The sequence below is a fragment of the Streptococcus sp. sy018 genome (assembly GCF_007859185.1).
Classification (GTDB): domain Bacteria; phylum Bacillota; class Bacilli; order Lactobacillales; family Streptococcaceae; genus Streptococcus.
Genome location: NZ_VOHN01000004.1, coordinates 88,922 through 99,720, shown reverse-complemented (window position 1 = coordinate 99,720; position 10,799 = coordinate 88,922). Strand labels below are relative to the sequence as shown.

Sequence of the window (10,799 nt, the reverse complement as noted above, 5' to 3'; positions counted from 1 at the left end):
TAACGACTACTGTACCTGTCTTCGCTGGAGTTACTTCTTTATAAACGTAAGTTACTTTAGTTGTACCTTCAGTTACTGTTCCTGTTTCAGAAGCACTATCGTCTGCAACTTTAACCAACTCATATGTTTTACCATCTTTAATAATGGTTGTTGGTTTGTAGTCTGTCGTATCGTATTCAGTACCTGTAGAAGCGTTTGTTGTATCTGTTACTGGCGTTTGAAGAATATTACCATTTTCATCAACATAGTTAACAACTACTGTACCTGTCTTCGCTGGAGTTACTTCTTTATAAACGTAAGTTACTTCAGTTGTACCTTCAGTTACTGTTCCTGTTTCAGAAGCACTCTCGTCTGCAACTTTAACCAACTCATATGTCTTACCATCTTTAGTAATGGTTGTTGGTTTGTAGTCTGTCGTGTCGTATTCAGTACCTGTAGAAACGTTTGTTGTGTCTGTTACTGGCGTTTGAAGAACATTACCATTTTCATCAACATAGTTAACGACTACTGTACCTTTTACTTCTTCATAAACATAGGTTACTTCAGTTGTGCCTTCAGTTACTTTGCCAGTTTCATTACCCTTAGTTTTACTTGGAACAAGACGATAGGTTTTACCATCTTTAGTAATGGTTGTTTCTTTGTTGTCTGCTGTGTCGTAATCAGTGCCAGTTGAACTTTCTGATGTGTCAGTTACTTGAGACTTAATGACATTCCCTTCAGTATCTGTGTAATTAACAACTACTGTACCTTTTACTTCTTCATAAACGTAAGTTACTTCAGTTGTACCTTCGGTTACATTACCTTTTTCTGTACCTTTTGTTGATACTAGACGGTAAGTCTTACCATCTTCTGTAACAATTGTTTCTGGTTTGTTGTCGGTTGTCTCATAGTAAGTTCCAGTCGAACTTTCTGGCGTATCGGTTACTTGAGACTTAATGACATTACTCTCAGTATCTGTGTAATTAACAACGACTGTTCCTTTTACTTCTTCATAAACATAGGTTACTTCAGTTGTACCTTTAGTTACTGTCCCTGTTTCGTTACCTTCTGTTAAATCAGAGACCAAACGATACGTTTTACCTGATTCTGTAACAATTGTTTCTGGTTTGTTGTCGGTTGTGTCGTAGCCAGTGCCAGTTGAAGCGTCTGTCGTGTCTTCTACTGGTGCTTGAAGAACGTTGCCTTCTTTATCTACATAATTGACAACAACGTCACCCTTAACTTCACGATATTTGTAAGATACTACAGTTTTTCCTGATTTCAAACGACCTGTTTCAGTTCCTTCTGAGCCATCAGGGTTTACAACAGTTGTTTCTTCTGGTACTAATTCATACGTTTTACCATCTGTTGTTGTAATTGTTGTTAATTTTTTATCTGCTGTTGTTGTATCATAAGTGTCACCACGTTTACCATTTTTTGGATCTTGTATTTTTTCCTTGATGGTTTCACCCGTGTCAATATCAACATAAGTAATTTCAACTGTACCTGGTGCACGATAAGTTACAGCAGCCAAGTCAGAAGTATCTTCTGTGAAACTTGTTTTGAAAATTGCAGACTCAGCAGTATAATTACCATCTCCCTGAGGAACAATTTTACCAACCGTACTGTAACCTGTAGAATAGTAAATAACACCCTCTGAATCTACACCAACACCATTAGTCACATCAGCAACATAGAACGGTGTTGATAGTTTACCTTCGATTTTGTTATATTTGCTACCAGAAGTTCCAGCCGCTGTGATGGTTTCTGCATCAACTGTATATGCAATTGATAATTTGTTAGTTGCTAAATTACCAGATGCAGGGCGGAAAACAATCGTTAAATCACCATCTTGCGTAAAAGCAAAGTCACCATTAGTGGACACTCCTGGACCATTATATTGATTAATACCTGTTTTGATATAACCTGCATTAATCACTTGACCTGTTTCAGGATTATATGTCCATAAACGCAAAATAATATCTGCTTTTGCTTTTGCTTCGTCTGTTTCTGACTCTTCTTTAGTTGCAGGAATAACTTCTGAGAACGACGGGTTATAACCGAACTCTGATGTACCAAAATAGTAAAGACCGGTCGTTGGATCCACCGTTCCCATGGTTATACTGTTATTACTTGTATCAATAAGGTTTGCTCCATCCCATGACTTGTAGTCAGAAACAGCTGTCCACTCTCCCTTATCTACATCAAATTTTAAGATAGCTATAGCTACTGGATAATCCACTGCTTGTCTATTGATTCCTTGAGCATGTAAAATAACATAGGCTTCTTTACCATTATCAGTAAGCCCTAAACTATTAAATTTCCAACCTCTAGGGCTATAGTTGTCATAATCTTCTGCATATAGAGCTTTGTATTTGTCGATGTAACTTTGGAGGGTTCCAATATCAGACTTCTGATCAAGACCTGAAGCGATGATACTTTCAACACCTTCTTTGACATCCATCTCTATGATACTACCAGTAGTCCAATCAATAGCATATACAACACCATCTTTGTTGGTGAATTTGTCTTCTGCTGCATACAAGCCTGTATCTTGCTCTTCAACCTCATCACTAGAAGTCGTCGTTGTTGAATCAGTTGCACGGAAACCAGCTAATTCTAGCTCATTATCATTGTTACCACCTGCAGCTGCTACATCTTCTTTAACCACATTAAAGTTGAGGATACGACTCTTAGAATCACCATAAGTAATGATGGCTGCTTGAACCTCGGCTTGACCTGCTGCCAACTTGTAGCCAGTCAATTCTGGCAGTGACATGTTCGCTTTCTCAGTGACTTCAAACGTTACCTTGTCGGTCTCTTCAACTGGCAAACTTGTTGTAGTAACTGTTGACTTGCTACGACCATTGGAAATCACTACACCAGTGTCAACATCTGTATAAGTCACTTTGTAAGTGGTCGCTACAACACGAGAAGGTGTCACAACTGATGCACTTGTTGAAGCTGAAGTTGCAGTTGTCGTTGCTTCTGCTTTCGTTTCTTTAGCAGTTTCTTCACTTGAAGACGCTGATGTTTCTGACTTGCTTTCTTCAGAAACTTCCTCACTTGATGTTGCAACTTCTGATGAAGCTACTGTTTCTTCTGAACTTGCTACGGGCTCAGAAACCACTTCTTCTGCAACAACAGGTGTTTCTACTGCTGATACTTCCGTAGATGAAACCTCAGTTTCTGACACAAGCGTCGTTGACGTTGTACTTTCAGTTACTGATGTTTCTGTTTCGGCTTGAGCAGCACCTGCAAAAACTGCAAAGACTGTACCGATTAAAACTGACGCAGCACCAAACTTAAACTTCTTAATCGTGAAACGTTGAGCTGTGTCCTTATGCTTATTATCTTTAAACAATTATCCTACTCCTTTTTATAAAATTTGTGTATAATAGACACTTACTTACATAATATACCCCCCCCCCCCTATTTTGTCAACTATTTTAGATTTTTTATGAAATATTCATTTTAATTCAAAAAATACAACCGTTATCATCTAAAAAAATGACATTATGTTAAAATAAACCATCAAGAAAAAGGAGTGATTGATGATGAACAGTACATTTAGTTTGATGCTTTACAGTAAGGACGTTCTAGCTGAAAAAACATTTTGGCAGGCACTTGGTTTTGTGATTATAGAAAAGGAGGACATCATGGGCTACCCAACCTTTGATATGAAGGTCGAGCCTAACTCTCCTGTCACCTTTACCGTTTTTGACTTATCTTTTATTGAAAAAATGTCACCAGAGGTAGCTGATAATCAGCCAAGTATTTTATTTGAAAGTAGTGATTTGGTTGGGTTACATGCTCGGGTCAAGGAAGTTTCTGCCCAAGTCAGCCCGATTCAGGAGCAACCTTTCAAAAACTTTAATTTCCAAGCTCCTAGCGGACAGTATTATGCCGTTAGAGAAGTCTAATTAAAATAAGGTTGAGAGTTTTCTCAACCTTATTTATTATCTTTTAAGTAATCAATAGCTTCCTGAACCGTTTTAACAGGAACAATCTTCATCTTGGTTCCTAATTGTTGGGCTGCTTCTAAGGCTTCTTCATAATTGGTTTTCGTATCAGGATAGGTTTTTAAGACATTCTTGTCAACTGGATTGTTGGGAACGAAGAAAACATCTGCACCAATCGCATCGGCTGCCGCCACCTTGAAGGCTGCGCCACCAATATCACCAACGGAACCATCTTGCTCAATTGTTCCCGTTCCGGCAATGACACGTCCTTGACGCAAATCATCATCAATCAACTGATCATAAATCGCCAGAGTAAACATCAAGCCAGCACTTGGTCCACCCACACCTTCTAGCTTGAATTGAACATCTACGTCAGCTACAATTTCCGTATGATCTACTAAACCTATACCAATACCGTTACGGCCATTAGAGAGTTTGATGATTTTACCTTGAGCTGACTTTTCTTTCCCATCAGAAGTATATTGGACAGAGACCTTATCACCTAAGTTAAGGCCACCAACATAGTCAATCAATTCACTAGAGCTTTTGAAGGTTTGATTATTAACTCCTGTCACCGTGTCAGCTAGGTTTAAAATGCCTTTAAATGTCGAATCACTAGCGACATCTAACACATAAACACCTAAAAAGTTTAGACTAACCGGTTGATTCGCCAAGGTTAGAGCTTGGTAAATAGCTCCATTTTGTGACGTTTCCATGTAAAACTGGTTGATCCGCATAAACTCTTCTTCACTGTAACCACCTGTTGTGCCTTCTTCTGACGCTATTTCACTAAAAGGAGTCGCTAGGGCATATAAAATACGGGCAAGCGTTGCTCGACTGACACTGACTGCTGTAAAATTGTAAGAGCCTTGTGCTTCATCATCCTTGTTATTTACTGTTAAAGCTGTTCGTACATCATAAGCACCGCCTGGCGTTTCGATATAATAAGGTAGCGGATAAAACAAGGTAAACAAGATAGCTAAGACTAAACTAACTCCTAACCACCATCTAAATTTTTTGATGCGTTTCATAACTACTTTTCACTTTCTTTGAAACTGGGTCGGGAACATAGGGACTGATGTCTGTTTCAAAAGCAATCAGTTCACGCACCCGACTAGAACTCACATACTGGTATTGAAAATCAGTCAAGAAAAAGACAGTTTCCAACTCTTGAGCCAATTGCTTATTAAAATAAGTCAAGCTCATTTCATAATCTAAATCAGCTTGATGACGTAAACCACGCACCAAGTGTGTCACCTGTAACTGTCTGGCAACATCAACTGCTAAACTGTTTTGAGCGACGATAACTTCAACATTAGACAAGTGTGCTAGACTATCTCGTAAAAAGATTTGACGCTGGTTAATGTCAAAAAATCCTTTTTTTTCTTGATTATAAAAGAGTCCTACATAGAGTTTATCAAACAATTGACTGGCTCGTTCAATAATAGAAAGGTGACCCTTGGTAATTGGATCAAAGCTTCCTGTAAAAAGACCTATTTTAGCGGACATAGACGGTTACCTTACTAATTCCATAAATTTTTTGTTTCCAAATACCAAATTGACTAAATTCTTCTGGCAAAGCTACTGCCTTATCAGTTTCACAGACAATCATCACTTCTTCTGTTAAAAGCCCTTTTTCTTCCAATAACGTGACTTGTTTAACAATTTCTTCTTTAGCATAAGGAGGATCTAACAAGACCAGATCAAATTGACCTGTTAATTGACTTAAAGCCTGATTGGCATCCATTTTTAACAATTGAAAAGCAGCTTGTCGTTTAGTCATCTGAATATTCGCTTCTATAATTTGCTGAGCCTTGCGGTCTTTTTCAACTAAGACGGCTTGGTTCATTCCACGTGAAATGGCTTCAATAGCCAAGCCACCACTACCAGCAAACAAATCTAAAACCCTGCCCCCATCAAAATAAGGCCCAATCATGTTAAACATGGCTCCTTTGACCTTGTCTGTGGTCGGTCGTGTTGTCTGACCAGACAAGGTTTTCAAGGGACGGCCACCAAATTCTCCTGCTACAACTCTCATAAATTTTATTATATCAAATTTTGGCTTAAAAGCTAAAGAAAAACCAAGTCCTCACTTGGTTTTAATCATACTGCCTTAAAAATTCAGACAAACCTGCTAATCCCTTGATTAGAGTGTCTGTCGAAGTACAATAACCTAGCCTTGCATAGCCTGGCATGTCAAAACGGTTTCCTGGAACAAGCAAGACCCCTTTTTCTTTCAACAGACGAATGCAGAACTTTTCGGTTTCTTCTGGAATATCAAGTTTGATGAACGAGGTTGACACATGACGTGGAAAAATCAAGGACACACGTTTTTCCTTTGCCACCCAGTCTTTGACAATGGCTAAGTTTTTAGCCACCAAAGCACGATTACGTGATAAAATCGTTTCGCGATGTTTCAACACATGAACTGCCAAAAAATCATCAATGACACCGCTACAAATCATGGTATAGTCACGATATTTTCTAAAAATATCCGTCAGCTCTTCATTTGCCACGACCCAGCCAATCCGAACTCCAGGAACAGAATAAGTCTTGGATAAACTGTTGGTAGAAATCCCCTTATCATAAAGATCAACGATAGCAGGCACGTCTAAATCTTTCTCTAAAGGTTGATACACTTCATCTGATAGGATATAGGCGTCCACTTCTTTAGCAATACTAACTAATTCTTCTAAGAAAGAGCGATCCATAACCGCTCCTGTTGGATTGTTGGCATTGTTGATACAAATCATCTTAGTGTTTGGACGGATTAACTGGCGTAATTCAGCCAAAGATGGCAACCAATCTTGTTCCTCCCTAATGTGCCAAAAGGAGACGTCAGCTCCTAAAGATTTTGGAATATCATAAAGCTGTTGGTAGGTTGGGTAAAGGGAAATCACATGGTCTTCTGGCTCAATCAGGGCGTAAAGAGCTAAGTGATTGGCACCTGTCGCTCCATTGGTCTGTAAGACTTGAGAAGGCTTGACCTGTTGGTACAAACTAGCCACTTCTTCCTTAAAGGCTTGCGAACCCTCAATCCAGCCATAATTCATGGTTTTTGCTGCTAGTTGCTCCAATAGTCTTTCTTTTTGATTGCCAAGCGTTAAGATGTCATCTAGGGTCAAAGAAGCAATCGAACTACCCGCAATGTCATAGCGAGCATCATTCTCCCAAACATTTAACCATTCTTCCACTCCAAAAGCTTGAATCTCCATAACTTATCCTTTCATTTTAAGCGAAAGAGCTTGGCTTGAAAACCAAACTCTTTTTCATTAAATTACAATTTGTCCAGTCATCAAACGAACTAGGGCAAGAAGGGCACCTAAGACTAAAATAGCCACTAATAACCACTCACCTGTTGTGAAAATTTTCTTCTCACCTGCTGCCTGACGTGCTTTAATATAAAAGACAATACCTACTAGGTAAGCAATCAAACAAAGCAACACATAATCAAATCCTGCAACCCAGATTATCCAAATAAAGAAGGCAGAACCTAATAAACCAAGGATTACTTGTGGCATATTTTTATGTTGGTAAGCTAGTTTAACTTGATAAAGCACCACATAAAGCCAAGAAATAAACATTGATGCCGTACAAAGCGTATAAGCAAATTGATAGGCTTGATCTGTAACCAACAACGTCAACATAAAAATTTGAATTAAAGCTGTCATAAAGACTAGCGAGAAGGTTGGTACCCCTTTGTCATTCAACTCTGCAAATTTAGCTGATAAAAGTTTACGTTGAGCCATAATCGCAGTTGTTTCAACAGGCAACATCATCCAAGACAACCATGAACCAAATAGGGAGATAATCAAGGCGATATTAACCATTACAGGAAACCAGTTGCCAACATCCTTAGTAAAGACATAGCCCAAGGCTGGACTTGGTAAGTTGGCAATTTGATCTTGAGTTAAAATACCATAAGGCAAAATCGATGCTGATACATAAATAATTGCCAAGCTAATCAAGCCAAAAACTGTTGATTTTCCAACTACTGATTGATTTTTAGCCCGATCGGACATCATCGCTGCCCCCTCAATTCCGACAAAAACCCACATAATCGTCATCATTGAATTTTTAACTTGACTAGCCACACTACCTAGTTCAAATTGACCTGACTGTGTTCCCCAGAAATTTGTCATAAAGGTATCCATATCAAAAAAGACAAAGGCCAAAATGATACACAGCGCTAAAGGAACAATCTTACAAACGGCAATAATCGTATTTAAGACAATGGCACTCTCAACCCCTCGATTAACCAAGTAGCATAAGAACCAAAGTAAACACGAACCAACCACAATAGATAAGAAGTTATCACCATTACCAAAAACCGGAAGTAAGCGAGAGAGAGTTTTCATCATCATGATGACAACTGATACAGTTCCTAGCCAAGCAGACAACCAATAGCCCCATCCACTGATAAAACCGTTAAACGGACCAAAGCCTTCTTCAGCATAGCTGACAATACCAGCCAAATTTGGTTTTTTCTGTCCAATATATACAATAGATAAACAAAGGGTCAAAACCCCCACACCTGCTACTAGCCAACCAATCAATGCTCCCCCTGGTGCAGTTGCTGATGCCATATCTGTTGGAATGGCAAAAATTCCTGAACCAATGGAAGAAGAAATGACTAAGGCTGTCAGTGCAAAAACTCCTAATTTCTTAGAATCTTTCGACATAGTTATTCTCCTAAATTAACTTTTTTATAATCATACCAAACCATCTCGTTTTTTGCAAGATTATTTTTATATTTTTTACAAAAAATATGATTTTTTGATAAAATATAAGTTTTGTTGACGCTTACATTTTCTTTGTATAGACTTTGTTTTCTGTTTACTTTATATTTTTTCTTTGCTATACTTAAAATGAGAGAGACTTTTATTTAGAAAGGAAGTTCAAATGAATAAAAAAGATGCCCGCCACCAATTGATTCGATCCCTCATTTCTGAGACGAAAATACACACCCAACTGGAATTACAACGTGCCTTAAAACGCAATGGTGTGGAGGTAACTCAAGCCACACTATCTCGAGATATGAAAGAACTCAATCTCGTCAAAGTTGCTTCAGAAAACTCCCACTACGAAATTCATACCGTGTCTCCTGCTCACTGGGAACAACGCTTGCGTTTTTATATGGAAGACGCTCTAATCATGCTCAGACCCGTTCAACATCAGGTTATTTTAAAAACCTTGCCTGGTCTAGCTCCTTCTTTCGGTTCAATTATTGATGCCATGCAATTTTCTGACGTTCTCGCTACCATTTGCGGCGATGATACTTGTTTGATTATTTGTGAAGATAATGACGCTGCCAAACGTTGCTTCAAAGAAATTAGCCAATACACTCCACCCTTCTTTTTCTTGGGTGATAAATAAGTTAATAACCCCCTTTTCTATTTAAGAAAAGGGGGTATGCTTTATTCAGCTAAGACTTCTAAAAAACTAAGTAAGATTTGTGCGGATTGTTTACCTGCCATCTGAATGAACTCATCAAAGGTCATATTAGCATCATGAGCAGCTGTGTCACTCATTGCTCTAACCACAATAAAAGGCAAGTGACAACTATAAGCGGCTTGGGCGATAGCTGCTCCTTCCATTTCAACTGCTAGAACCTCGGGAAAATGTGACTTAATCACGTCAATTTTATCTTGACCGGCAATAAAACTATCTCCTGTCACAATTAAACCAAGGTGACTCTTTGTCTCATGCTTGTCCAAAACTTGTTCAAATGTCTTAACAAAAGACGGATCACAATCAAAATACAAGGGTTGCATAGACATTTGACCATAGGCATAGCCAAAAGCTGTAAGATCCACATCATGATAAGCTAACTGTGTTGCCACAACCACATCTCCAATCGCCAATCCATGAGCGACCGCTCCAGCAGAGCCAGTATTGATAATGGCTTCGACCCCAAAATTCTCGGCTAAAATAGCAACACTCATGGCTGACATGACCTTACCAACACCACTTTGAACCAAAACAACGTCATGATCTCCTAGTTTCCCTTGATAGTAAGTATGGCCTAAAACCTCTTGGGTAACCTTTTCATCTAGTGCTTCTACCAAGACCTTTAATTCTTCTTGCATAGCCGCAATAATTCCTATTTTCATCGCTTTATTCCTACCATTTCAAAATTGCATAAATCAAGAGTCCTAGCAAAATTAAGGCAATCATTAAAATCAGATTGAGTTTAGATTGAAACTTCTTTCGTTGAAGTTGTGCTTGACGACGACTCTTGATTGGACCTGTTTGTTTAGGGGTTGAAAAATCATCTGAAAACCTTGTTTTAGTCATTTTACTCACCTCTTTTAGCATAAATGAAGGGCATAATATTGTAGGGCAATCAAGGTCTTGGCATCTTGTAGTTGCCCTGATTTAACCAATTCCATGCACTCTTCATAACTTAATTCTAAAACTTCAATCATCTCATCATCATCCATGGGACGAGGATTTTCTACTTTGACCAACTGATTAGCCAAATAGAGTTTAATTTTTTCATCACAAAAACCAATGGACGTGTAAAATTCATAGAGAAAGGTCAGGTCACCTGTATAACCCGTTTCTTCTTCCAATTCTCGCAAGGCCGCTGCTTCTTCTGAATGAGCCTCGCCAAGTTCCAACTTGCCTGCTGGGATTTCATAAGAAATCCTTTCAATCGCTTTTCGGTACTGCTTAACCAAGATAATTTTATCTTCTTTTGTCACAGCTAAAACGGCTACTGCTCCCTTATGGAAAACCAACTCCCGTTGACTCCTTCCAAGACCATTAGGAAGTTCGACCAGATCTACTGCAACTTCAAAAATCTTACCTTGAAAAACGCTCTCACGTTTAATTGTTTTTTCTTCAAAATCCATC

At 38.7% G+C, this 10,799-nt stretch carries 11 protein-coding genes; 2 read left to right on the top strand and 9 right to left on the bottom strand.

All coding sequences use genetic code 11. The features are described 5' to 3' along the window. The coding region (locus FRX52_RS04635) for a MucBP domain-containing protein (protein ID WP_146538668.1) at positions 1-3,343 on the bottom strand (3,343 nt) is incomplete at its 3' end. A 190-nt stretch (positions 3,344-3,533) separates the two neighbouring features. On the opposite strand from FRX52_RS04635, the gene FRX52_RS04630 reads away from it, so the two are divergent. Then, a complete protein-coding gene (locus FRX52_RS04630) occupies positions 3,534-3,902 on the top strand; it encodes a glyoxalase (protein ID WP_146495971.1) in 369 nt (122 codons plus the stop codon). Positions 3,903-3,931: 29 nt separating this feature from the next. Here FRX52_RS04630 and FRX52_RS04625 read toward each other — a convergent pair whose 3' ends face one another. The 5 genes from FRX52_RS04625 to arcD all read right to left on the bottom strand — a co-directional run bounded on the left by FRX52_RS04625 (position 3,932) and on the right by arcD (position 8,623). Beyond that, positions 3,932-4,972: a SepM family pheromone-processing serine protease gene (locus tag FRX52_RS04625; RefSeq protein WP_146538667.1), complete on the bottom strand. Its 1,041-nt coding sequence runs from the start codon at positions 4,970-4,972 to the stop codon at positions 3,932-3,934. Further along, positions 4,950-5,450, bottom strand: coding sequence for a pantetheine-phosphate adenylyltransferase (gene coaD, locus FRX52_RS04620; protein ID WP_146495967.1), 501 nt, complete (start codon positions 5,448-5,450; stop codon positions 4,950-4,952). The genes FRX52_RS04625 and coaD overlap by 23 nt, the downstream gene beginning before the upstream one ends. Beyond that, positions 5,440-5,979, bottom strand: a complete 540-nt coding sequence (gene rsmD, locus FRX52_RS04615; RefSeq protein ID WP_261379149.1) for a 16S rRNA (guanine(966)-N(2))-methyltransferase RsmD — start codon at positions 5,977-5,979, stop codon at positions 5,440-5,442. Before rsmD ends, coaD begins: the two co-directional genes overlap by 11 nt. A gap of 61 nt (positions 5,980-6,040) precedes the next feature. Continuing rightward, positions 6,041-7,156, bottom strand: coding sequence for an aminotransferase (locus tag FRX52_RS04610; RefSeq protein ID WP_146538666.1), 1,116 nt, complete (start codon positions 7,154-7,156; stop codon positions 6,041-6,043). A gap of 57 nt (positions 7,157-7,213) precedes the next feature. Further along, on the bottom strand, positions 7,214-8,623 hold the full coding sequence (gene arcD / locus FRX52_RS04605) for an arginine-ornithine antiporter (RefSeq protein ID WP_146538665.1): 1,410 nt from the start codon (positions 8,621-8,623) through the stop codon (positions 7,214-7,216). Between the two features lie 220 nt (positions 8,624-8,843). On the opposite strand from arcD, the gene FRX52_RS04600 reads away from it, so the two are divergent. Next, a complete protein-coding gene (locus tag FRX52_RS04600) occupies positions 8,844-9,317 on the top strand; it encodes an arginine repressor (RefSeq protein WP_146495959.1) in 474 nt (157 codons plus the stop codon). 41 nt (positions 9,318-9,358) lie between these two features. On the opposite strand, the gene FRX52_RS04595 is transcribed toward FRX52_RS04600, so the two are convergent. From FRX52_RS04595 to FRX52_RS04590, 3 genes are read right to left on the bottom strand one after another with little or no spacing between them, the layout of a single operon-like run. Then, positions 9,359-10,054 carry a 5'-methylthioadenosine/adenosylhomocysteine nucleosidase gene (locus FRX52_RS04595; protein WP_146538664.1) on the bottom strand — a complete coding sequence of 232 codons (696 nt, stop codon included), beginning with the start codon at positions 10,052-10,054 and terminating at the stop codon, positions 9,359-9,361. A gap of 10 nt (positions 10,055-10,064) precedes the next feature. After that, the gene (locus FRX52_RS05490) at positions 10,065-10,238 is read right to left on the bottom strand and encodes a hypothetical protein (protein WP_186603348.1); all 174 of its coding nucleotides are present in this window, start codon (positions 10,236-10,238) and stop codon (positions 10,065-10,067) included. A gap of 14 nt (positions 10,239-10,252) precedes the next feature. Next, the gene (locus FRX52_RS04590) at positions 10,253-10,798 is read right to left on the bottom strand and encodes an NUDIX hydrolase (protein ID WP_146538663.1); all 546 of its coding nucleotides are present in this window, start codon (positions 10,796-10,798) and stop codon (positions 10,253-10,255) included. Position 10,799 lies beyond the last annotated feature (1 nt).

What these genes read in the sequence shown, in the direction of transcription:
- FRX52_RS04630 (WP_146495971.1), top strand. Translation starts at nt 3,534, where the DNA reads ATGATGAACAGTACATTTAGTTTGATGCTTTACAGTAAGGACGTTCTA.
- FRX52_RS05490 (WP_186603348.1), bottom strand. Translation starts at nt 10,238, where the DNA reads ATGACTAAAACAAGGTTTTCAGATGATTTTTCAACCCCTAAACAAACA.
- FRX52_RS04590 (WP_146538663.1), bottom strand. Translation starts at nt 10,798, where the DNA reads ATGGATTTTGAAGAAAAAACAATTAAACGTGAGAGCGTTTTTCAAGGT.
- FRX52_RS04600 (WP_146495959.1), top strand. Translation starts at nt 8,844, where the DNA reads ATGAATAAAAAAGATGCCCGCCACCAATTGATTCGATCCCTCATTTCT.
- FRX52_RS04625 (WP_146538667.1), bottom strand. Translation starts at nt 4,972, where the DNA reads ATGAAACGCATCAAAAAATTTAGATGGTGGTTAGGAGTTAGTTTAGTC.
- FRX52_RS04595 (WP_146538664.1), bottom strand. Translation starts at nt 10,054, where the DNA reads ATGAAAATAGGAATTATTGCGGCTATGCAAGAAGAATTAAAGGTCTTG.
- rsmD (WP_261379149.1), bottom strand. Translation starts at nt 5,979, where the DNA reads ATGAGAGTTGTAGCAGGAGAATTTGGTGGCCGTCCCTTGAAAACCTTG.
- coaD (WP_146495967.1), bottom strand. Translation starts at nt 5,450, where the DNA reads ATGTCCGCTAAAATAGGTCTTTTTACAGGAAGCTTTGATCCAATTACC.
- arcD (WP_146538665.1), bottom strand. Translation starts at nt 8,623, where the DNA reads ATGTCGAAAGATTCTAAGAAATTAGGAGTTTTTGCACTGACAGCCTTA.
- FRX52_RS04610 (WP_146538666.1), bottom strand. Translation starts at nt 7,156, where the DNA reads ATGGAGATTCAAGCTTTTGGAGTGGAAGAATGGTTAAATGTTTGGGAG.